Here is a 21,775-nt window from a genome sequence, read left to right on the forward strand (position 1 = left end):
TGGTGCGGCCGGTGGGGCGTGGGGGCCGGCCGGGGTGGTGGGTGCGTGTGTCAGGGGTGGGTACGGATCGGGCGTGCGGAATCACTCACCGGGTGGGTTCATCCGGGGGGCGACGATGCGGACGCCGAAGTGGGCGGTGAGCGCGCTGCAGGCGCGGCAGGGGGCGGCGTAACTGCCGTGCAGGGGGTCGCCGTCCTCGCGGATGTGGCGGGCGGTGAGTTTGGCGTGTCTGAGTGCTTTGCGCGCTTCGCCGTTGGTCATGGGTTTGCGTGCGGCGCGCTTGCTGCGTGCGGTGTCGGCGGCGGTGAGGTGCCGGGAGAGGAGGATCGTCTCGGCGCAGCGGCCGGCGAAGCGGTCGCGTTGGCCGCTGGTGAGGGTGTCGAGGAAGTCTTGGACGAGGGGGTGCAGTTCGGGGGGTGTGTCGGCGCGGGCGGCGGTGCCGGTGAGGGTGGCGCCGCGGATGGAGAGGGCGGCGGCGATGGTGGGCAGGATGCCGTCGCGGCGGTGGAGGAGGAGGGGGGTGCGGGCGGCGTCGGTGCTGCTCCAGCCGATGCGGGGGTCGCCGCTGCGCGGGTCGGCGGAGTGTTCTGCCGGTGCCCCAGTTTGAGTCATGTTCATGATCGCCTTCCCCTCCCGTACATCCCCCGGCAGCTCACAGCGTGCCAAATGGCGTGGCTGATGGGGAAGCTGGGGCGGGGCGACACGCCCAGGTTTGGGCGAGCTGTCACCGGAGGGTGACGTTTGGTCACGGAAGCGGACGGGTGGACGGCCGGTGCCCGGTGACCGGTGCCGTCGTACCGCATAGGCTGTTGGTGTCGCGATTCCTGCGGTGATCCGTGCGGACGGCGCGCGGGGCGCCGGTGGGAGTGGTGGCGGCAAGCAGTCGAGACAGACGTGACAGTCGAATACGTTCCGTGACGGCACGCTGGTGGTCGGTGCGGGTCGTACAGAGTGCCGCAGGGGGCAACCGCCATGACGACAGGTCGGCTCGGACAGAGAGCCGTGCCGCCGAATGCGGCCTACGCCGGACAGGTCGTGCACTTCCCGGATCCGGTGCGGGCGGCCCGTCACCCGAGAGGGGTACGGGTGGACGAGCGTGGGTACCCCGATTTCTCGCCGTACGCGCGTGCGATGGCGGAGATCGCGGAGCCTCCGGAGGGTTTCGGTGTCGACGAGCTGCGGCTGACGGACTACGTGTCGGCGAACGCGGCGCTGGCGGCGACCGGTCACGAGCTGTGGGGCACGGTGCCCGCGGTGGCGACGCCGCACGGCTGGACGTGGCATCACGCGGTGGCGTCACGGCGGCTGGAACTGGTGCCGGTCGAGGTGAAGGCGCTGCTGCGGCACCACGGTGGTGTGGTGACGTCGGGCGTGGACCAGGAGAAGCGAGGCACGCGGCCGCTGCAGGAGACGCGTCCGGCGCATTTCCGGCTGCCGAAGTCGGGGCTCGGGGTGACCGAGGCGCAGGTGCTGAACGTCGAGGAGGATCTCGGCTACCGGCTGCCCGGCGCGTACCGGTCGTTCCTGAAGGCGGCGGGCGGTTGCGCGCCGGTGGGCACGGCACTGGACGCCGAACTGGGCCTGCTGGTCGACCAGCCGTTCTTCACGGTGCGGGACGAGGCCGCGGTCAACGACCTGGTGTACATCAACAAGTGTCTGCGCGATCACCTGACCAAGGACTACCTGGCCGTCGGGTTCGTCCAGGGAGGTCTGCTGGCGGTGAAGGTGCGGGGCGACCGGGTCGGTTCGGTGTGGTTCTGCGCCTACGACGACGCGCGGGACGTGGATCCGTCGTGGCCGCCGGCGGAGCGGGTGGAGCGGCTGCTGCTGCCGTGCGGGGACGACTTCGACGCGTTCCTGGCCCGTCTGGCGGGATCGCCGCCGGAGCTGGAGACGGTGGCGAATCTGATGGTGGACGGCGGCTTCGCGCAGGTCGTTCCGGTTGCTGCGGGGGAGTGAGGTCCGGCGATGGTGACGTTCGCGCAGGCGCAGGAGCGTGCGGAGGAGTGGGTCAACGGGGAGGTGCCGTCGTACCAGCACCGTGAGGTGCGGGTGCGGGAGTTCGGCCTCGGGTTCGTGGTGTGGGCGGAGGACCGCGAGGACGGGCCGCGTTCGGACGGTGGTGGTCAGCGGCTGGTGATCGCCCGGGACAGCGGTGAGGCGACGCTGTGGCCCGCGCTGGCGGTGGGCGAGGTGATCCGCCGGTACGAGGAGGAGTACGCCCGTACGGACGAGACGGACGGGCCGGCACCGGCGGCTCCGGCACGGGTGGACCTGAACCAGACGTCGTTCCTGCTGAGTCCGCCGGAGTGGCTGCAGGAGGCGGCGGACCGGCGGGGGGAGACGTCGGGCGGTTCGGCGGGTACGGCCGGGTCCGGGGCCGCCGCCGGTACTGCGGCGCCGGGTGCGCCGGTGGCGCCCGGGAGCGGTGCCGCAGCACCGGCGGCGGCGGACCGGCTGGGGATCCCGGACCGGCGGGGGGAGACGTCGGGCGGTTCGGCGGGTACGGCCGGGTCCGGGGCCGCCGCCGGTACTGCGGCGCCGGGTGCGCCGGGTGCGCCGGTGGCGCCCGGGAGCGGTGCCGCCTGGCCCGCTGCCGGTGGGGGCGACTCCCCGGCGGGGGCCGGTGCGGGCACTCCGGCCGGGGCGACGCCGTGGGCCGGTACGGACACGAACGCCGACGCCGGTGAGGACGGTTCGGTGCCGCTGCCGGTCACCGTGTTCGCGCCGCCGCTGAGCCAGTCCGACGACGGGACGCTGCCGCCCCCGGCGTCGGCGTCGGACGCTCCCACGGCGCTGATGTCGGGAGGCAGCCGGCTGCCGCCGACGGCGCTGACGCCGGCGTTGCAGGACGCGGACGCGCAGACTCCGCCGGACGCGGGGACAGCTGCACCGGGTGCGCCGGCGCAGAACGCCGCGGACATAGCCGACGCCGCGACCCGTGGGGCGGCGCCCCCGCGCCGCCCCACGGGCCCGCCGCCGCCTCCGCCGGGCGCCCCGGGGATGCCGGGTGTGCGGCCGGGGGGTACGCCTCCGCCGTCGCCCCCCTCGGGTGCCGGCGCGCCGGGTGGTCCGGCGGGCGGGTACGTGCCGACGCAGATGGTGTCGTCCTCGGGGTCCCACGGCCTCGGCGGTTTCGACGGCCGGGGAGGGCCGGCGGGCCCGGGCGGTCCGCAGCCGTCCGGGGCCTCGACGCCTGCCCCGGGTGCCCCGGGCACGCCGCCCGGCGGTGTCCATCACGCCGCGACGATGTTCGCCGACCCCGGCCGGCCGGGTGCCGGTACCCCCCCGCCTCCCGGCCCGCCCGGCGCTCCGGGTGCTCCCGTGCATCACGCGGAGACGGTGCTGGCGGGGCCCCCGGTCGGTGGGCCCGGTACACCTCCTCCGCCGTCGGTCCCCGGCGGTCCGGGTGTGCCGCCGCCTCCCGCCCCGCCGGGGATGCCGGGTGCGGTGCCGCCGGGTGTGTCCGGGCCAGGCCGGCCGCCGGCGTACGGCTATCCGTCGCAGCCGGTCGGGCAGCCGACGGTCGGTCCCGGCTATCAGGCCGTGCTGCGCTACCGCGCGCAGGACGGTTCCGAGCAGCAGCTGATCCGGCGTTCGGCGCCGGGCACGCCGCATCCGGAGTGGCAGGTCTTCCACGAGCTGCGGGCGATGAACGTGCCTCCGGGCCAGGTGCTGGAGCTGCACACGGAGCTGGAGTCGTGCGAGCTGCCGGGCGCCTACTGTGCGCGGATGATCAGGGAGCAGTGGCCGCAGGCACGGATCACGAACATCGCGCCGTACGGCACGGATCATGCGAGCCGGCAGCAGGGAATGCAGCAACTGCTCGTCCATCAGGGTGAATTGCACCAGGTGGCGGACGGGCCCGCCCGGCCGGCTCCGGTGCGCGCGCCGCTGCCCCCGGTGCAGCCTGCGCCGCCGCTTCCGCCGGAGGCCATCGGGCAGGAGCTGGCGGGGGCGTTCGGGCCGGGGGTGTTCCGGTTCGAGCAGCAGGCGGTGTCCCGGCAGGGTGTGCCGCCGGTGGTGGCGCACACGCTGGTGGCGGCCGGGCTGCCGCTGGACATGGGCCCGTTCTTCTGGGCGCAGGCCCAGCCGGGCCGTCCGGTGCCGACGCTGGCGGAGCTGGCCGCGGAGCGGGGGGTGCAGCCGGCGTCGGACGCGGGCTCGTACCTCGTCGTGGGCAGCGACTTCGGCAAGGCGATCTGTGTCCAGTACGGCACGGCGAACATCGTCGCGGTGCCGGTGGAGGCGGGCCCGGGGGGCGCGCCCGTGCCGCCGCAGTTCGTGAACACGGGGCTGCCGGAGTTCGCACGCTGTCTGGCGTTGCTGGGGCGGATGTGGCGGCTGCGGTTCGGGCTGAACCAGGAGCAGGCGGGCCGCTGGACCGTCGACTTCCAGACGCAGCTGGCGGCGCTGGATCCCGCGGCGCTCGGTTCGCCGGAGAGCTGGTGGTCGGTGCTGCTGGAGCAGATGTGGGACGGGCTGCTCTGAGCCGTCGTTCCCGTCCCCGCCGCTGAGGCGGAGGGCGAGGTGGGAGGCCGGGGCCGGCCGGATACGCGTATCCGGCCGGCCCCGGCCTCTGTCCGTGTGCCCCGGCTCCGTGGCCGCCTCCCTCATCCCCGTTCACCGGTCCGGTACTTGACCCTGACGTTGCGGGAGGGGGAAGGATGACCGGGACCTCAGGAGGAGGTACCCCGAGAAGTACTCCGCCTGCCGGTGGAGAGCCCCTAGGGGTACCTCCGTACTACGGCTCGGGGAGGGCTCGTACCGGCGGAGGACGAGACGGGGCGGGGTCGGTCCTTAACCTGGCTTTACGCCGCTGGGGGTGGCGGGGCACACCACCGGAGGGTGGGGTTTTCCCCAGAGGAAGACTGCGCCGGGCACCAGGGCGCTCAGGCTTCCCCGCCGCCAGACTGCATCACGTCGAACGAACACGCACGGAGCGGCCGTCGGGCATGACGGCGGTCGCGCGGGCACCGTTTTCCCACTTGCTGAGCGATACAGGAGACTTACCGTGACATCGGCTGTGACCATTCCCAAGCCCGGAGGAACTGGTGGGCGTACGGCCGTTGCCGCGCGGGCGCGGCAGGTCGTGAAGGCGTACGGGTCCGGGGAAACCCGTGTCGTCGCCCTGGACCACGTGGACGTGGACATCGCCCGCGGCCGGTTCACCGCGATCATGGGTCCGTCGGGGTCCGGCAAGTCCACGCTGATGCACTGTCTGGCCGGGCTCGACACGGTGACCAGCGGGCAGATCCACCTGGACGAGACGGAGATCACCGGGCTGAAGGACAAGAAGCTGACGCGGCTGCGCCGGGACCGGATCGGGTTCATCTTCCAGGCGTTCAACCTGCTGCCGACGCTGAACGCGATCGAGAACATCACGCTTCCCATGGACATCGCCGGCCGCAAGCCGGACCGGCCGTGGCTGGACCGGGTGGTGGAGACCGTCGGACTGTCCGACCGGCTGAAGCACCGGCCCACCCAGCTCTCCGGCGGGCAGCAGCAACGGGTGGCGGTGGCGCGGGCCCTGGCCGCCCGGCCGGAGATCATCTTCGGTGACGAGCCGACCGGAAACCTCGACTCGCGTGCGGGTGCCGAGGTCCTCGGCTTCCTGCGCCGCTCGGTCGACGACCTGGGCCAGACCATCGTGATGGTCACGCACGACCCGGTCGCCGCCTCCTACGCGGACCGGGTGCTGTATCTCGCCGACGGCCGCATCGTCGACGAGATGCACAAGCCGACGGCCGAGCAGGTCCTGGACCGCATGAAGGACTTCGACGCCCGGGGGCGTACGTCATGACTGTCCTGAAGACCTCGATGCGCAACTTCCTCGCACACAAGGGGCGGATGGCGCTGTCGGCGGTGGCGGTGCTGCTGTCGGTGGCGTTCGTGTCCGGGACGCTGGTGTTCACGGACACGATGTCGACGACGTTCGACAAGCTGTTCGCGGCCACGGCGTCGGACGTCACGGTCAGCGCCAAGGACGCCTCCGACGGCGGCGAGACCACCTCCGACACCGGCAAGCCGCCGGTCATCCCCGAGTCCGTGCTCGCCCGGGTGCGGGACGTGGACGGGGTGAAGTCGGCCGAGGGGGCGTTGCACTCCACCGCGCTGACCGTCGTCGACGGCGACAGGGAGAGCCTCTCGCCCACCAGCGGCGGCCCGACCATCGTCGGCAGCTGGACCGCCAACGACGCCCGCACCATGAAGATCACCTCCGGTGCGGCGCCCGAGGGCCCCGACCAGGTCATGGTGGACGCCGACACCGCCGACAAGCACCGCCTGGAGCTCGGTGACGAGATCAGTGTCATCAGCGTGGTCGGCACGCACGCCGCGAAGATCTCCGGCATCACCGACTTCACCGTCACCAACCCCGGTGCCGCGATCTTCTTCCTGGACACGAAGACCGCCCAGCAGGCCCTGATCGGTGAGAGCGGCGTCTTCACCAACGTCAACGCCACGGCCGCCGACGGTGTCAGCGACGACCGGCTGAAGAAGAACGTCGTGGCCGCTCTGGGCGGCGACTACAAGGTGCTGACCGCCGAGGAGAGCGTGGAGGCCGGCCAGCAGGACGTCGAGGGCTTCATGAGCGTCATGAAGTACGCGATGCTCGGCTTCGCCGGGATCGCGTTCCTCGTCGGCATCTTCCTGATCATCAACACGTTCTCCATGCTGGTCGCCCAGCGCACCCGGGAGATCGGCCTGATGCGGGCCATCGGCTCCTCCCGCAAGCAGGTCAACCGTTCGGTGCTGATCGAGGCGCTGCTCCTGGGCGTCGTCGGGTCGCTGCTCGGGGTGGCCGCGGGCGTCGGGCTCGCGGTCGGGCTGATGAAGCTCATGGGCGCGGTCGGCATGGAGCTGTCCACCGACGACCTCACGGTCGCCTGGACGACCCCGGTGGTCGGGCTGCTCCTCGGTGTCGTCGTCACCGTTCTGGCCGCCTACCTGCCCGCGCGGCGGGCCGGGAAGATCTCCCCGATGGCCGCCCTGCGTGACGCGGGTGCCCCCGCGGACGCCAGGGCCGGCTGGATCAGGGGTGGCGTCGGCACGCTCCTGACCGCGGTCGGCGCGCTCGCGCTGTACCTCGCCTCGGCGGCGGACAAGGCCACCGAGGGCTCGATGTGGCTCGGCCTGGGGGTGGTGCTCTCGCTGGTCGGGTTCGTGCTCGTCGGCCCGCTGCTCGCCGGCGGTGTGGTCCGGGTGCTGGGCGTCGTCGTGCTGCGGGTCTTCGGTCCCGTGGGGCGGATGGCCGAGCGCAACGCCCTGCGCAACCCGCGCCGCACCGGCGCCACCGGTGCCGCGCTGATGATCGGGCTGGCCCTGGTGGCGTGCCTGTCGGTGGTCGGCTCGTCCATGGTGGCCTCCGCCACCGACGAGCTCGACAGGATCGTCGGCACGGACTTCATCATCCAGCCCGACAGCGGTCAGCTGCTCACCCCGCAGGCGGTGAAGGCGGTGCAGGAGACCCCGGGGCTGGAGCGCGTCACCGAGTACAAGTGGACCGAGGCGGACTTCACCACGCCCGACGGAAAGCGGCTCGAGGACACCGCGATCACCGCGGCCGACCCGACGTACGCCACCGACCTGCGGGTGGAGACGGTGGAGGGGAAGCTCTCCGACGCCTACCGGCCCGACTCGATGTCCGTCCACGAGAAGTTCGCCGAGGACCACGGCATCGGCCTCGGCTCGACGATCGACGTCACGTTCAGGGACGGGGAGACCGGCACGCTGACCGTCCGGGCGATCACCAGCAGTGAGGCCGTGGTCGACGCGGGTGCGATGTACACGTCGATCGAGACCCTCGCGAGGTACGTCCCGGCCGACCGGATGCCGCTGGACATACTGCTCTTCGCCACGGCGAAGGAGGGACAGCAGGAGGCCGCGTACACGGCGCTGAAGGACTCGCTGCACGACTACCCGCAGTACACCGTGCGCGACCGGACCGACTACAAGGAAGCGCTCAAGGACCAGATCGGCCAGCTGCTGAACATGATCTACGGCCTGCTGGCCCTGGCGATCGTCGTCGCGATCCTGGGTGTGGTGAACACCCTGGCCCTGTCGGTGGTCGAGCGGACGAGGGAGATCGGCCTGATGCGGGCCATCGGCCTCTCGCGCCGCCAGCTGCGCCGCATGATCCGCCTGGAGTCGGTCGTCATCGCCCTTTTCGGTGCCCTGCTGGGCCTGGGGCTCGGCATGGGCTGGGGCGCCACCGCCCAGCAGCTCCTCGCGCTGGAGGGCCTGAAGGTCCTCGAGATCCCGTGGCCGACGATCACCGGTGTGTTCATCGGCTCGGCGTTCGTGGGGCTGTTCGCGGCTCTGGTCCCGGCGTTCCGGGCGGGCCGGATGAACGTCCTGAACGCGATCGCCACGGAGTAGCCGCGGCCGCGACCGGCCACCGCACACGGGGGTTGCGGGGGAACGCCCGGTGCCGGGGAGCCCAGGAGGGCCACCGGCGCCGGGTGGCTTCGCGCGTGCGGGAGCCGGGGGCGCCCGGGGGCCACGTGACGGCGACGGCGTCCGGCCCCGGTCCTACGCGCCGGCGCACACCTCGCACGGGATGGCCGCCCCGTCGGTGCCGGCGGGAAAGTAGGCGGGATTGAACGTCTCCCGTACGAAGACCAGCGGTCCGGCCGCGTCGCACCTCACGTACGTCTTCGACGCGCAGGCCTCGTCCGGTGCCTCGGGCCAGGCGGCACGGCCGACGTGGAGCAGCCGCCGCTCCGGCCGGCCGCCCCGGCCTGCCAGCGCGTACCCCAGGGGCCGCGGGGCCGGCATCGCCGCGTCCCCGTCCCCGTCCGCGTCGCGGCCGGCCGCGACGACCACGACGCTGGCGGAGACGGGCACACCGGTGGGCGTGACCAGCCGGGTCCGGCGCAGCAGGCACGGCCGGCCCGCCTCGAGACCCAGCGTCGCCCGGGGGGCGGAGTCGTCGAGGGCGTGCGTGGACAGCCGGGCGGTGTGGGTGATCCGGACGTGCAGGGGTGCCTTCACCACCGCTTCGAGCAGGACGGTCGTCAGGCCGTCGCTCGCCAGGAGCATGCGCGTGCGGGCCGAGGCGAACTCGGCGATGCTCCGGTCGGGACCGGGCGCGGGACCGGGGGGCGGAGTCGTCGAGGGCGTGCGTGGACAGCCGGGCGGTGTGGGTGATCCGGACGTGCAGGGGTGCCTTCACCACCGCTTCGAGCAGGACGGTCGTCAGGCCGTCGCTCGCCAGGAGCATGCGCGTGCGGGCCGAGGCGAACTCGGCGATGCTCCGGTCGGGACCGGGCGCGGGAGCATGCGCGGGACCGGGGGTGGAGCGTGAGGAGGAGCTGTGGCCATCTGATACGCGGCCTGCTTTCGCTGGATGCGGAAGGACTCGTTCCGGAGCGCGGTGGAGCACAGGGGAGCGCGGGAGGGGTGCGCGGGAGCGGTGCGGGCCTACCGGGCGGCCTCGTGCGGTCTGCGGCCCCATGCCGTCAGCATCGCGATGAACATCTCCCGGGTCGAGGGCCGGCGCACGTGGGCGATGGCCTCGTCCAGTGTGGCCATGGGCACCTCGTCGGCCAGCAGGTGGATCTCGCACTGCTCGCGCGTGTGCGCGACGAAGGTGCCGAACCCCGGATTCATCCCGATGATCGGATGGTGTGCGAGCAGACCGACCTTGGCCAGTCCGAGGTCCGTGAGGATCCGCGGGTACCGGGAGGCGAAGTGGAGGTCGCTGCCGATCACGTTCGCCATCATAAGGAAGTGTCCCGTCATCACCTTCCGGTAGGCGGGGTGGTGGTACTGCTCGGGATGCAGGGCGACACCGTCGGTGAGGTCCAGCAGCCCGCCCGGCCGCACCCAGGACAGCATGCGGGGCAGCAGTTCCTCCCGCTGCCGCAGGTGCCTCACCAGCAGCCTGGCGTGGACGAGGTCGAACTCGCCCGGAGGGAAGCCGGTGTCGTTGACGTCGGCGTGCACGACATCGAGGTGCGACCGCTTCCGCGTCAGGAACGTGCTGTCGCGGTCGAGCGCGGTGACCGGCCCGTGGACGGTCCGGCTCAGCCAGGAGTTGACGGTACCGGTTCCCGCTCCGACGTCGAGGCAGCGCCAGCCGGGCTCGACCCCGAGGTCGTGCAGGGTTTGGAAGGAGACAGGGTCCAGGGCCCGGGTGAGCCCGCCCAGACGTGCCCGTTCGTTGTCGCGTGCCGAGGAGAGGAGCACATCGCCGTAACTTTCCATAGTCACGACCGGGTCGACGATCTACCGGTTGTGACGACACGGGCGGCTCGACGAGGGCCGCTCGCCTGCCGTCCGTCGTCCGCCCGCAGCCGGACGGGCCCGGCACGCGCCGCGGGCCGGGCTCGGTCGTCGTACGCTGGAGACCCCCGGCCCGCGGCGCGTGCCGGGCCCGTCGTGTTGCACACCTCTCCGTAAGGGAAGCCGCTCCGAATGAGCCTGCACGGTCTGTTGGACGCCGTCGTCAAGGACACCGCCCTCGCGGAAGCGATCTCGGCGGCTGCCGACGGCAACCGCATGCACGTCGACCTGGTCGGCCCCTCCGCCGCCCGTCCGTTCGCGGTCGCCGCCCTCGCCCGGGAGACCGGCCGTACGGTGCTGGCCGTGACGGCGACCGGCCGGGAGGCCGAGGACCTGGCGGCGGCCCTGCGCTCCATGCTCCCGCCCGAGGAGGTCGTGGAGTACCCGTCCTGGGAGACGCTGCCGCACGAGCGGCTGAGCCCGCGCAGCGACACCGTGGGACGCCGGCTGGCCGTGCTGCGCCGGCTGGCGCACCCCCGCGCCGACGACCCGGAGACGGGCCCGGTGTCGGTCGTCGTCGCGCCCGTACGGTCCGTGCTCCAGCCACAGGTCAAGGGTCTGGGCGAGCTGGAGCCGGTCGCGCTGCGGACCGGAGGGAGCGCCGATCTGAACGAGACGGTCGAGGCGCTCGCCGCCGCCGCGTACGCGCGCGTGGAGCTGGTCGAGAAGCGCGGCGAGTTCGCCGTACGCGGCGGCATCCTCGACGTGTTCCCGCCCACCGAGGAACACCCCCTCCGGGTGGAGTTCTGGGGCGACGACATCGAGGAGATCCGTTACTTCAAGGTCGCCGACCAGCGCTCCCTGGAGGTGGCCGAGCACGGCCTGTGGGCCCCGCCCTGCCGTGAGCTGCTGCTCACCGAGGACGTACGGGAGCGTGCGCGGGTGCTGGCCGAGCGGCACCCGGAGCTGGGCGAGCTGCTCGGGAAGATCGCCGAGGGGATCGCGGTGGAGGGCATGGAGTCCCTCGCGCCGGTTCTGGTCGACGACATGGAACTGCTCCTCGACGTCCTGCCCGAGGGCAGCATGGGCGTCGTGTGCGACCCGGAGCGGGTGCGCACCCGCGCCTCGGACCTGGTGGCGACCTCGCAGGAGTTCCTGCAGGCGTCCTGGGCGGCCACCGCAGGGGGCGGCGAGGCGCCGATCGACGTCGGCGCGGCCTCCCTGCGGTCCATCGCGGACATCCGTGAACGGGCCCGCGAGCTGGAGATGATGTGGTGGTCGGTGTCGCCGTTCGCCGCCGACGAGTCGTTCGCGTCCGACGGCGGCAGTGCCGGGGCCGGCGGCGGGGCGGAGGGCTCGGACACCCTCAAGCTCGGCATGCGCGCCCCGGAGGCCTACCGGGGCGACACCGCGCGGGCGCTCGCCGACACCAAGAGCTGGCTGGCCGACGGCTGGCGCACGGTGTTCGTCACCGAGGGCCACGGCCCGGCAGCCCGCACCGTGGAGGTGCTGGGCGGCGAGGGCATCCCGGCCCGCCTGGCCGGGGCGGCCGACGGGAAGGCGGGGACGGGCGAGCTCGGCGAGATCGCCCCGGCCGTCGTCCACGTCGCCTGCGGTTCCATCGACAACGGCTTCGTCGACCCGGTGCTCGGACTGGCCGTGCTCACCGAGACCGACCTGTCCGGCCAGAAGGCGTCCGGCCGTGAGGGCGCCCGGATGCCGGCCCGGCGCCGCAAGACCATCGACCCGCTCACCCTGGAGCCGGGCGACCACATCGTCCACGAGCAGCACGGCGTCGGCCGCTACATCGAGATGGTGCAGCGCACCGTGCAGGGCGCGACCCGCGAGTACCTGGTGGTGGAGTACGCCCCCGCCAAGCGCGGCCAGCCCGGCGACCGCCTCTACATTCCCACCGACCAGCTGGAGCAGATCACCAAGTACGTCGGCGGCGAGGCGCCCACCCTGCACCGTCTCGGCGGCGCCGACTGGACCAAGACGAAGGCCCGCGCCAAGAAGGCCGTCAAGGAGATCGCCGCCGACCTGATCAAGCTGTACAGCGCGCGCATGGCAGCCCCCGGGCACGCCTTCGGCGGGGACACGCCCTGGCAGCGCGAGCTGGAGGACGCCTTCCCGTACGCGGAGACGCCCGACCAGCTCACCACCATCGCCGAGGTCAAGGAGGACATGGAGAAGACGGTCCCCATGGACCGGCTGATCTGCGGCGACGTCGGCTACGGCAAGACGGAGATCGCGGTGCGGGCCGCGTTCAAGGCGGTGCAGGACGGCAAGCAGGTCGCCGTCCTCGTCCCCACGACGCTGCTGGTGCAGCAGCACTTCGGGACCTTCGGCGACCGGTACGCGCAGTTCCCGGTGAACGTGCGGGCGCTGTCCCGGTTCCAGAGCGACACGGAGGCGAAGGCGGTCCTCGAGGGGCTGAAGGACGGCTCGGTGGACGTCGTCATCGGCACCCACCGGCTGTTCTCCTCGGAGACGAAGTTCAAGGACCTGGGCCTGGTCATCGTCGACGAGGAGCAGCGGTTCGGCGTCGAGCACAAGGAGCAGCTGAAGAAGCTGCGCGCCAACGTCGACGTGCTGACCATGTCCGCCACCCCGATCCCGCGCACCCTGGAGATGGCGGTCACCGGCATCCGTGAGATGTCGACGATCACCACGCCGCCGGAGGAGCGCCACCCGGTGCTCACTTTCGTCGGCCCGTACGACCAGCGGCAGATCGGCGCGGCCGTCCGCCGTGAACTGCTGCGCGAGGGGCAGGTCTTCTACATCCACAACCGGGTCGAGTCGATCGACCGCGCGGCGGCCCGGCTGCGCGAGATCGTGCCCGAGGCGCGCATCGCGACCGCCCACGGACAGATGTCGGAGTCGGCGCTGGAGCAGGTCGTCGTCGACTTCTGGGAGAGGAAGTTCGACGTGCTGGTGTCGACGACGATCGTCGAGTCCGGCATCGACATCTCCAACGCCAACACCCTGATCGTGGAACGCGGCGACAACTTCGGCCTGAGCCAGCTGCACCAGCTGCGCGGCCGGGTCGGCCGCGGGCGGGACCGCGGTTACGCGTACTTCCTGTACCCGCCGGAGAAGCCGCTGACGGAGACCGCGCACGAGCGCCTCGCGACGATCGCCCAGCACACCGAGATGGGCGCGGGCATGTACGTGGCGATGAAGGACCTGGAGATCCGCGGCGCCGGAAACCTGCTCGGCGGCGAGCAGTCGGGCCACATCGCGGGCGTCGGCTTCGACCTGTACGTCCGGATGGTCGGCGAGGCCGTCGCGGACTACCGGCGCCAGCTGGAGACCGGCGGGATCCAGGAGGAGCCGCCGCTCGAGGTCAAGATCGAGCTGCCCGTCGACGCGCACGTCCCGCACGACTACGCGCCCGGCGAGCGGCTGCGTCTGCAGGCGTACCGGGCGATCGCCGCCGCCGACAAGGAGGAGGACGTCACGGCGGTGCGCGAGGAACTCGTCGACCGCTACGGCACGTTGCCGGAGCCGGTGGAGAACCTGCTGCTGGTGGCGGGGCTGCGCATGCTCGCCCGCGCGTGCGGTGTCGGCGAGATCGTCCTGCAGGGCAACAACATCCGTTTCGCGCCGGTGGAGTTGCGGGAGTCCCAGGAACTCCGTCTCAAACGGCTCTACCCGGGCACGGTCATCAAACCGACCGCGCACCAGGTGCTGGTGCCCCGTCCGAAGACCGCGAAGGTGGGCGGGAAGCCGCTGGTCGGCCGGGAGCTGCTGGCGTGGGTCGGGGAGTTCCTGACGTCGGTCCTGGGGTCGTGACCGGCCCCGCCCCGTTCCGGGCCCCGGACACACGAAACGGCGGACACACGAAACGGCGGACCCGCGAAACCGCCCACGGGAAGGGGGTCCGTGGGCAGTTCCCGGTCCTGGGGCACGTCGGGTTCCGGTGACGTGAGGGCGGACGGCTGAGCGAGGAGACCCGGGGTCTACGCCTGGTCGTGGCGGCCCCGGTCGCGGTGCAGGCCGAACCGTTTCTCGGCCTGCCGCTGTCCGGCGTCGACCTGGCTCTCGTGCTTGCCGCCGGTCCTCTTGTTGATCTCCTTCTCCGCCGCGTCGGAGGCCTTCTTCGCCTTGTCCTGCACCGAGCGGTTGCTCTTGAACTTGTCGAGGATGCCCATCCGGAGCTCCTTCCCGGGTGACTCAGCACCGACCCTACGCGGAATCATCCCTTGATGCTCGATTTGCACCGATGTGGTCTGGACCTCTCTCTGGCTACGGTGGGACCAGGTGCGATCCGGCCGTTCGGGGACGGGTGCAGAGGGACAAAGGGGTGGTGCGCCGTGGGGCGGTACTCGACGACGTTCTCGGCGTGCGCGGCACGAGGCGGGACGCGGGGCGCGGCGGGACGCGCGGGAGTGGCGGCGCTGGCCGCCGTACTGCTCCTCGCCGGCTGCGAGGTCCTGGAGGAGGGGAGCGGTTCTCCCGCCGAGAGCGGCGGCGCGGCGCAGGCGCCGGACGGACGCGCCGTCAGCCCCCTGGACAACCCGGACGGCACCGAACCGGGCCTCACCCCGCTGACCGGGGAGGCGGACCGGGCCGACGGGCGTGCACTCATCGAGACGGTGCGAACCAAGGGGCGCGGGCCGAAGACGGGTTACGACCGCGACGAGTTCGGCTACGCCTGGAAGGACACGGCCGACGGAGTGCCGTTCGCCCGCAACGGTTGCGACACGCGGAACGACTTGCTGAAACTCCACGGGCGCAACGTCGAGTTCCGTACCGGTTCCGACTGCGTGGTCGTCTCGATGGACGTGTACGACCCGTACACGGGCAAGGACATCGCCTGGAAAAAGGCGAAAGCCGCCGAGGTCCAGATAGACCACGTGGTGCCGCTCTCGTACAGCTGGCAGATGGGCGCCTCCCGCTGGAGCAAGGAGAAGCGGCAGCGGCTGGCCAACGACGTGCTGAACCTCCTGCCGGTTTCGGGATCCGCGAACTCCGCCAAGAGTGACTCCGGGCCGGCGTCCTGGCTGCCGTCGAACAAGGCGATCCGGTGCTCTTACGTGGTGCGGTTCGCGCAGGTCGCGGAAAAATATGAGCTCCCAGTGACGGCCTCGGACAAGGAAATGATGCTCAAGCAGTGTGGGGACTGAGAGGGCTGCGATGACCTGGGGAAATGCCGTGGCTTCCGCGCTGCGGGACGCCTATGCTCCGTTGCCGTGGCTGATCGCGTACAGAAGATCGTGACGGAGCCGCCGGGCCTGAAGAGCGTCACCGACGTCTGGCAGGTGGCCGACCGGCGTCTGGCGCAAGGGGACGCTGCCTTCATCGCGGACCTCGGCATCGCGCTCGCCGGGGCGTACGGCTCCGAGCCCAGGCCGATCTGGCAGTACGGGAGCGTCTTCGACCACCTGCTCCGGCTGCTGGCCACCAATCCTGGCCCTGGGAACGTGGTTCAGGCGCTGCGGCTGGTCTCCTCGACGGAAGTCGCCCAAAGGGAGTTGGATCACTCCACGGCATCCTTGCTGGCGTCCGGTCACCCGGCCTCCCGGTCGACGGCGGCGCCAACTCCTCCAAGGGCGACTCGGGGCCCGCGGCCTGGCTGCCGCCCAGCAAACGGGTCCGGTACGCGTACGCGGTCCGCTTCGCCCAGGTCGCCGTCAAGTACGAGATGCCGGTGACCGCCGACGACAAGGAGATGATGCTGCGGCAGTGCGGCGGCTGACCGCCCTGACGGCAACGGCCGGCAACGGTCGGCAACGGTTCGGTACACACCGGGACCGGTTGTCCCCATCGGCCTATACGCTCGGACTTCCCGGCGCCTTCCGCTCGCGCGGTTTCGCCCACCCGTACCACCCGTACCACCCGTACCACGCGTGTCACTTGCGCGCTCGTACCCCTCGTACTACTCGCACCACTCGTCCCATCGGCTACACCGGTCCAGGAGCAGTCATGTACGGCCACGGCGCGGCGCCGCCCCAGCGCAGTACGGCAACGGTCATCTCCCTGCGCGTGCTGATCGCCGCCGCCGGCGTCCTGTCGTGCGGGCTGCTGGCCTGCGTGCCGCTGTTCCGGGTCGCGGTCCTGCGGGGCCGCCTCCCCGACTGGCTGATGGCCTGGGTGAGCCTGCCGCTCTCCCTCTTCCTGCTGATGGTGATCGGCTCGCTCCCGGAGTCGGACCCCCGGACCGATGTCGCCCTCTTCGGTCTCCTGCTCCTGGGCGCAGGCGCGGCCGTGTACTACCTGACCGTGGACATCCGCCACCACCAACGGCTGCTCCATTACGGGGTGCACGGCATCCCGTCGCCCCACGCCACGACGATGCACGCGCACGGCGGCGCCCCCGCCCCCTACGGCTACCCGCAGCCCACGCCGCCGTACACGCACACACCGGTGCCGCAGCCCCGGCCCAACATGCCCCCGCAGATGCCCCGGCCGCCCGTGCCGCACCACGACGGGGCCCCCACCCCGGTACCTCCGGCCCAGTCGCCGCAGCAGCCCGGGCCGGCCCGGATCGACCAGGTGCGCGCCGAACTCGACGAGCTCAGCGACTACCTGCGCAGAAGCGACGGCGGCCGGGGCGACGGCAACAAGCAGGGGGGCAGGTGAGGGTGACGGCGGGACGGGTCGTCGCCGGCCGCTACGAGCTGTCCACGCTCATCGGGCAGGGCGGCATGGGGCAGGTCTGGACGGCCTACGACAAGCGGCTGGACCGGCGGGTCGCGGTGAAGCTGCTGCGCCCGGACAAGGTGGCCGGCCAGGAGGCCGACGAACTGCGCCGCCGCTTCGTGCGTGAGTGCCGGGTGACCGCGCAGGTCGATCATCCCGGCCTGGTCACCGTGCACGACGCGGGCAGCGAGGGCGACGAACTGTTCCTCGTCATGCAGCACGTCGACGGCGCCGACCTCGGCGACCACCTCGCCGAGCACGCCCCGTACCCGTGGCAGTGGGCGGTGGCGGTGGCCGCGCAGCTGTGTGCCGCGCTGAGCGCGGTGCACGCCGTGCCGATCGTCCACCGTGACCTCAAACCGCGCAACGTGATGGTGAGGCAGGACGGTACCGTCACGGTGCTCGACCTGGGCGTCGCCTCCGTCATGGACAGCGACACCACGCGCCTGACCCACACCGGTTCGCCCATCGGCTCGCCCGCCTACATGGCCCCGGAGCAGGCGATGGGCGGCGTGGTCGGACCGTACACGGACCTGTACGCGCTCGGCGTGCTGCTGCACGAACTGCTCAGCGGTGATGTGCCCTTCGCGGGCTCGACGGCGCTCGGCGTGCTGCACCGGCACCTCTACGAGGCGCCGCAGCCGGTGCGCCAGGTCCGCCAGGAGGTCCCCGAGGCCCTGGAGGCGCTGGTCCTGCGTCTGCTCGCCAAGGACCCGCAGCACCGCCCCGCCTCCGCCCAGGAGGTCTACGAGCACCTGTCGCTGCTGCTGCCGTCGAGGGGCACACCCACCGGAGCGCCCCTCGACCCCACGCGCCCCTTTCTGCGTCCGCACGCCCCCTGGCCGGACCGTGCGCGCACCCCCGCGCCCCGGCCCGCCCCCGCCGCACCGCTCGCGCCCGTCGCGGGGAAGGCCGACGTCGCCGCGGCCGTGGACGAGGTCAAGCGGCTGCTCGGCGAGGGCTGCATCACCCAGGCCGTGGACGTCCTCGGCGGCATCCTGCCCGTCGCCGCCGAACAGCACGGCGAGCGCTCCCCGGTCGTCCGCACCCTGCGCAAGCAGTACGCGGCCACCCTCCTGGACGACGGCCAGTACCGGCGCGCGCTGCCCGAACTGCGCCGCCTCGCCGACGAACGCGCCACCGAGGCGGGCCAGGCCGACCCGCAGTCCCTGCGCTACCGCTACGAGGCCGCCCAGTGCCTGGAGCAGCTCGGCCAGCCGGCGGCGGCGCTCTCCGCGTACCGGGCGCTGCTGCCGTACTACGAGAACCGGTACGTGGCCGCGGGTGACCCGCAGCTCGCCCATGACGTCCGCCGCCGCATCGGCCACCTCCTGCTGGCCCTCGGCGACCGCCCGGCCGCGCACGAGACCCTGGCCCGGCTGCTGCACGACGTGGAGCGCTCCCAGGGCCCCGGCCATCCGCTCGCCGAGGAGATCCGCCGGACCCTGCAGTGGCTGGGACAGGTGCGCGGATAGCGGGGCAGGACGCCCTTTTCCGCCGCCCGGGCGGACCGGTGGGCGCGCGGCGGTGCCGGAAGTCCTGGTGAATCGTTGGTCGAATGGGTTGGCCAGAGCTCGGCCGCTGCCTACCATCGATCACCGCAGGACTTTGTGCACCGCCGCACAAGCTTCCCCAGGAGGTTTCCTTGCACCGCCGTCGCCGCACCGCGCTCCTCCTCACCGTCGCCCTCACCGCGGCGGCCCCCCTGCTCACCGCCTGCGGAAACGACGCCCGTCCCGGGGCGGCGGCCGTCGTGGGCGGCCAGCGGATCACGGTGTCGCAACTGGAGAGCCGGGTCGGCGAGATCCGCGCGGCCCAGCGGGAGGCGGTGCCGGACGAGGCCCAGTACAAGCAGGCCGTCGCCCGCACCGGCAGCCTCACCCGCGACACCCTGCAGGGCATGGTCCTGGACCGGGTGCTGGAGCGCGCCGCGGGCGACGCCGGTGTGACGGTCACCCCCAAGGAGGTTCAGGAGATGCGCTCCGGTCTGGAGGAACAGGCCGGCGGGGCCGAGGCGCTGGAGACGGCCTGGCTGCAGCAGTACGGCATCCCGCCGGAGCGGCTCGACGACAACCTCCGCCTGCAGCTCCAGGCCCAGAAGCTCGCGCAGCGGCTCGGCACCGACACCAGCAGACCCGAGTTCTGGCAGGCCCTGTCCGAGGCGAGCAAGGAGCTCGACGTCAACCTCAACCCCCGCTACGGCACCTGGGACGACGAGAAGAGCAGCCGCGTCGACGCCAGGACCCCGTGGGTACGGGACGTCACGGGGGAAGCCGCAGCCCAGCCGGTCGCCTGACCAGCCAGGCCTATTGTCACACCGCGCCGGCCCTCTGTGGACAACCTTCGGAGGCCGGCGGCGCCATGGGTTAGTTTCGGATCGTGAACGCAACCAGCCCCGCGGCACCCTCCGCGGCCCCGACCGGCCGCATCGTCCTGCTCACCACCAGCCACCGCGTCGCGCCCGGCCTGCTGTCCTGGCCCGCCTGGCAGACCCTGCGCGCGGCCGACACGGTGCTGTGCGCGGACGGTGCCCATCCGCAGCTGCCGTATCTCCGGGAGGCGGGCATACCGGTCAAGGAGACGTCACCGGCCGCCGGGGAGCTGGTGGACGCCTGCACCGGTGGGCGCACGGTGGTGGTCGTGGCGACCGGCGAGGGCGAGCCGGCCCTGACCGACGGCCTGGCCCGCCTCGCCGGTGCCGGCCGCGTCCCGATGCCGGAACTGGAACTGCTTCCCGCCTCCTACGACCTGCCGGGTGCCCGCCTGCTCGACCTCGTCCAGGTCATGGACCGCATCCGCGCCGAGTGCCCCTGGTCCTCCCGGCAGACCCACGAGGGCCTGGTGAAGTACGGCATGGAGGAGGCCTACGAACTCGTCGAGGCGATCGAGGAGGGCGGCCGGGACGAACTGCGTGAGGAACTGGGCGACGTCCTCCTCCAGGTCGTCTTCCACGCCCGGATAGCCGAGGAGCACCCCGAGGAGCCCTTCTCCGTCGACGACGTGGCCGGCGGCATCGTCGCCAAGCTCATCCACCGCCATCCCCACGTCTTCGGCGACGAGACGGCGACCACCCCCGAGGAGGTCAAGGAGCACTGGCTGCGTACCAAGGCGGTCGAGAAGCGGCGCACCTCGGTCACCGAGGGCGTCCCTCTCGGCCAGCCGGGACTGGCCCTCGCCGCCACACTCGCCTCCCGCGTCCGCACGAGGGGCCTGGACGTCCCCCTGCCCCGGGCGGAGGGCATCGGCTACGAACTGCTCGGCCTCGCGGCGCGGGCCGAGGCGGAGGGCGTCGACCCGGAAGCGGCGCTGCGCGCGGCCGCCCGGGCCTACCGGGACGCGATACGGGCCGCCGAGGGCGTGGGGGAGTAAGCAGGGCGCGGCCCCCGGTTCCGCCGGGTACCGCAGCGGGGAGGAGGGCGTGCCTGCCCGCGTGCCGCCGGATACGGTCGAGCGGTGACCGACCAGCACCAGCCCCGGCCCGAGAACGGCGCCCCCGAACTCTTCACCTGGGAGTTCGCGAGCGACCCCTACCCCGCGTACGCCTGGCTGAGGGAGCACGCGCCCGTGCACCGGACGCGGCTGCCCAGCGGGGTGGAGGCCTGGCTGGTCACCCGGTACGCCGACGCCAAGCAGACGCTCGCCGACCCCCGCCTCTCGAAGAACCCGGCGCACCACGACGAGCCCGCCCACGCCAGGGGCAGGACCGGTATCCCCGGTGAGCGCAAGGCCGAGCTGATGACGCATCTGCTCAACATCGACCCGCCGGACCACACCCGGCTGCGCAGGCTGGTCAGCAAGGCGTTCACACCGCGCAGGGTCGCCGAGTTCGCGCCCCGGGTGCAGGAGCTCACCGACGGGCTCATCGACCGGTTCGCGGAGGGCGGCTCCGCCGACCTCATCCACGACTTCGCCTTCCCGCTCCCCATCTACGCCATCTGCGACCTGCTCGGCGTTCCGAGGGAGGACCAGGACGACTTCCGCGACTGGGCAGGCATGATGATCCGGCACGCGGGCGGCCCCAGGGGCGGTGTCGCCCGGTCGGTGAAGAAGATGCGCGGCTACCTGGCCGACCTGATCCACCGCAAGCGCGAGGCACTGCCTGTCGAACCCGCCCCCGGCGAGGACCTCATCTCCGGCCTGATCCGCGCCTCCGACCACGGCGAGCACCTCACCGAGAACGAGGCCGCCGCCATGGCGTTCATCCTGCTGTTCGCCGGCTTCGAGACCACCGTCAACCTCATCGGCAACGGCACCTACGCCCTCCTCACCCACCCGGGGCAGCGCGAGCGCCTGCAGAAGTCCCTCGCCGCCGGGGAGCGCGGGCTGCTGGAGACCGGAGTGGAGGAACTCCTGCGCCACGACGGGCCCGTGGAACTGGCCACCTGGCGGTTCGCCACCGAGGCGCTCGCCCTCGGCGGGCAGCACATCTCCGCAGGCGACCCGGTCCTCGTCGTCCTGGCCGCCGCGGACCGTGATCCGGAGCGGTTCGCCGACCCCGACGCACTCGATCTCGCACGGCGCGACAACCAGCATCTGGGGTACGGCCACGGCATCCACTACTGCCTCGGCGCTCCGCTGGCCCGCCTGGAGGGCCAGACCGCGCTCGCCACACTGCTGACCCGGCTGCCGGACCTCGAACTCGCGGCGGACCCGGCCGAACTGCGCTGGCGCGGCGGCCTCATCATGCGCGGACTGCGCACGCTGCCGGTGAAATTCACCCCGCCCTCGATGTGATGTTGCGAACGGGGCGGCGTACCAGGACACATTCCGAAATGCCCCGGACGGTCTTCCGGAAGAGATCCGGGAAAGCCCTGGGCGTGTCCGTCGGCCACGGCGCACGTGACCGTCAGGGCCCCTCGAGCACGGTCCGTTGACCGTTGGCAGGACGGCTGTGAAGGTGACA

15 protein-coding genes and 2 pseudogenes are annotated in these 21,775 nt (G+C 72.4%); 13 read left to right on the plus strand and 4 right to left on the minus strand.

Annotation, left to right across the window (positions count from 1 at the left end):
* Nucleotides 1-81 precede the first annotated feature (81 nt).
* A complete protein-coding gene (locus tag HUV60_RS20160) occupies nucleotides 82-618 on the minus strand; it encodes a YwqJ-related putative deaminase (RefSeq protein WP_257848649.1) in 537 nt (178 codons plus the stop codon).
* Nucleotides 619-972: 354 nt separating this feature from the next.
* Between HUV60_RS20160 and HUV60_RS20165 the strand changes: the two genes are divergently transcribed.
* The 4 genes from HUV60_RS20165 (at nucleotide 973) to HUV60_RS20180 (ending at nucleotide 8,379) form a co-directional block, all read left to right on the plus strand.
* Entirely contained in the window at nucleotides 973-1,959 is a 987-nt protein-coding gene (locus tag HUV60_RS20165; protein ID WP_257848650.1) for an SMI1/KNR4 family protein, read from the plus strand.
* 9 nt (nucleotides 1,960-1,968) lie between these two features.
* Nucleotides 1,969-4,491, plus strand: a complete 2,523-nt coding sequence (locus HUV60_RS20170) for an SUKH-4 family immunity protein (protein ID WP_269441211.1) — start codon at nucleotides 1,969-1,971, stop codon at nucleotides 4,489-4,491.
* A 523-nt stretch (nucleotides 4,492-5,014) separates the two neighbouring features.
* Complete coding sequence (locus tag HUV60_RS20175) at nucleotides 5,015-5,803, plus strand: ABC transporter ATP-binding protein (protein ID WP_257848652.1); 789 nt, start codon at nucleotides 5,015-5,017, stop codon at nucleotides 5,801-5,803.
* Entirely contained in the window at nucleotides 5,800-8,379 is a 2,580-nt protein-coding gene (locus tag HUV60_RS20180; protein WP_257848653.1) for an ABC transporter permease, read from the plus strand. Before HUV60_RS20175 ends, HUV60_RS20180 begins: the two co-directional genes overlap by 4 nt.
* A gap of 153 nt (nucleotides 8,380-8,532) precedes the next feature.
* Here the strand turns inward: HUV60_RS20180 and HUV60_RS20185 are convergent, their stop codons facing one another.
* A complete protein-coding gene (locus HUV60_RS20185) occupies nucleotides 8,533-9,042 on the minus strand; it encodes a hypothetical protein (protein ID WP_257848654.1) in 510 nt (169 codons plus the stop codon).
* 381 nt (nucleotides 9,043-9,423) lie between these two features.
* On the minus strand, nucleotides 9,424-10,209 hold the full coding sequence (locus HUV60_RS20190; RefSeq protein WP_257850174.1) for a class I SAM-dependent methyltransferase: 786 nt from the start codon (nucleotides 10,207-10,209) through the stop codon (nucleotides 9,424-9,426).
* 210 nt (nucleotides 10,210-10,419) lie between these two features.
* Between HUV60_RS20190 and mfd the strand changes: the two genes are divergently transcribed.
* Entirely contained in the window at nucleotides 10,420-14,022 is a 3,603-nt protein-coding gene (gene mfd, locus HUV60_RS20195; protein ID WP_257848655.1) for a transcription-repair coupling factor, read from the plus strand.
* Between the two features lie 167 nt (nucleotides 14,023-14,189).
* Here the strand turns inward: mfd and HUV60_RS20200 are convergent, their stop codons facing one another.
* Complete coding sequence (locus HUV60_RS20200; protein ID WP_257848656.1) at nucleotides 14,190-14,381, minus strand: antitoxin; 192 nt, start codon at nucleotides 14,379-14,381, stop codon at nucleotides 14,190-14,192.
* Nucleotides 14,382-14,627: 246 nt separating this feature from the next.
* Between HUV60_RS20200 and HUV60_RS20205 the strand changes: the two genes are divergently transcribed.
* From HUV60_RS20205 to HUV60_RS20240, 8 genes and pseudogenes are all read left to right on the plus strand, one after another.
* Nucleotides 14,628-15,356 (plus strand): HNH endonuclease family protein, encoded by a 729-nt coding sequence (locus HUV60_RS20205; RefSeq protein ID WP_443047535.1) that lies wholly within the window; start codon nucleotides 14,628-14,630, stop codon nucleotides 15,354-15,356.
* A 135-nt stretch (nucleotides 15,357-15,491) separates the two neighbouring features.
* A pseudogene (locus HUV60_RS20210) lies at nucleotides 15,492-15,692 on the plus strand (DUF6183 family protein); the annotation flags it as partial.
* A 56-nt stretch (nucleotides 15,693-15,748) separates the two neighbouring features.
* Nucleotides 15,749-15,928: pseudogene (locus HUV60_RS20215) on the plus strand (HNH endonuclease); the annotation flags it as partial.
* A gap of 227 nt (nucleotides 15,929-16,155) precedes the next feature.
* Nucleotides 16,156-16,812 (plus strand): hypothetical protein, encoded by a 657-nt coding sequence (locus HUV60_RS20220; RefSeq protein WP_257848657.1) that lies wholly within the window; start codon nucleotides 16,156-16,158, stop codon nucleotides 16,810-16,812.
* Nucleotides 16,813-16,850: 38 nt separating this feature from the next.
* Nucleotides 16,851-18,347 carry a serine/threonine-protein kinase gene (locus HUV60_RS20225; protein WP_257850176.1) on the plus strand — a complete coding sequence of 499 codons (1,497 nt, stop codon included), beginning with the start codon at nucleotides 16,851-16,853 and terminating at the stop codon, nucleotides 18,345-18,347.
* Nucleotides 18,348-18,517: 170 nt separating this feature from the next.
* Nucleotides 18,518-19,168, plus strand: coding sequence for a SurA N-terminal domain-containing protein (locus tag HUV60_RS20230; protein WP_257848658.1), 651 nt, complete (start codon nucleotides 18,518-18,520; stop codon nucleotides 19,166-19,168).
* A gap of 83 nt (nucleotides 19,169-19,251) precedes the next feature.
* Nucleotides 19,252-20,241 (plus strand): nucleoside triphosphate pyrophosphohydrolase, encoded by a 990-nt coding sequence (locus HUV60_RS20235; RefSeq protein WP_257848659.1) that lies wholly within the window; start codon nucleotides 19,252-19,254, stop codon nucleotides 20,239-20,241.
* Between the two features lie 84 nt (nucleotides 20,242-20,325).
* On the plus strand, nucleotides 20,326-21,606 hold the full coding sequence (locus tag HUV60_RS20240; protein ID WP_257848660.1) for a cytochrome P450 family protein: 1,281 nt from the start codon (nucleotides 20,326-20,328) through the stop codon (nucleotides 21,604-21,606).
* Nucleotides 21,607-21,775 lie beyond the last annotated feature (169 nt).

The sequence above is a fragment of the Streptomyces sp. KMM 9044 genome, from assembly GCF_024701375.2.
Classification (GTDB): Bacteria; Actinomycetota; Actinomycetes; order Streptomycetales; family Streptomycetaceae; genus Streptomyces.

Excerpts from the sequence above, each read along its gene's own strand:
- HUV60_RS20165 (WP_257848650.1), top strand. The coding sequence starts at position 973 with ATGACGACAGGTCGGCTCGGACAGAGAGCCGTGCCGCCGAATGCGGCC.
- HUV60_RS20180 (WP_257848653.1), top strand. The coding sequence starts at position 5,800 with ATGACTGTCCTGAAGACCTCGATGCGCAACTTCCTCGCACACAAGGGG.
- mfd (WP_257848655.1), top strand. The coding sequence starts at position 10,420 with ATGAGCCTGCACGGTCTGTTGGACGCCGTCGTCAAGGACACCGCCCTC.
- HUV60_RS20220 (WP_257848657.1), top strand. The coding sequence starts at position 16,156 with ATGTACGGCCACGGCGCGGCGCCGCCCCAGCGCAGTACGGCAACGGTC.
- HUV60_RS20160 (WP_257848649.1), bottom strand. The coding sequence starts at position 618 with ATGAACATGACTCAAACTGGGGCACCGGCAGAACACTCCGCCGACCCG.
- HUV60_RS20200 (WP_257848656.1), bottom strand. The coding sequence starts at position 14,381 with ATGGGCATCCTCGACAAGTTCAAGAGCAACCGCTCGGTGCAGGACAAG.
- HUV60_RS20170 (WP_269441211.1), top strand. The coding sequence starts at position 1,969 with ATGGTGACGTTCGCGCAGGCGCAGGAGCGTGCGGAGGAGTGGGTCAAC.
- HUV60_RS20190 (WP_257850174.1), bottom strand. The coding sequence starts at position 10,209 with ATGGAAAGTTACGGCGATGTGCTCCTCTCCTCGGCACGCGACAACGAA.
- HUV60_RS20185 (WP_257848654.1), bottom strand. The coding sequence starts at position 9,042 with ATGCTCCTGGCGAGCGACGGCCTGACGACCGTCCTGCTCGAAGCGGTG.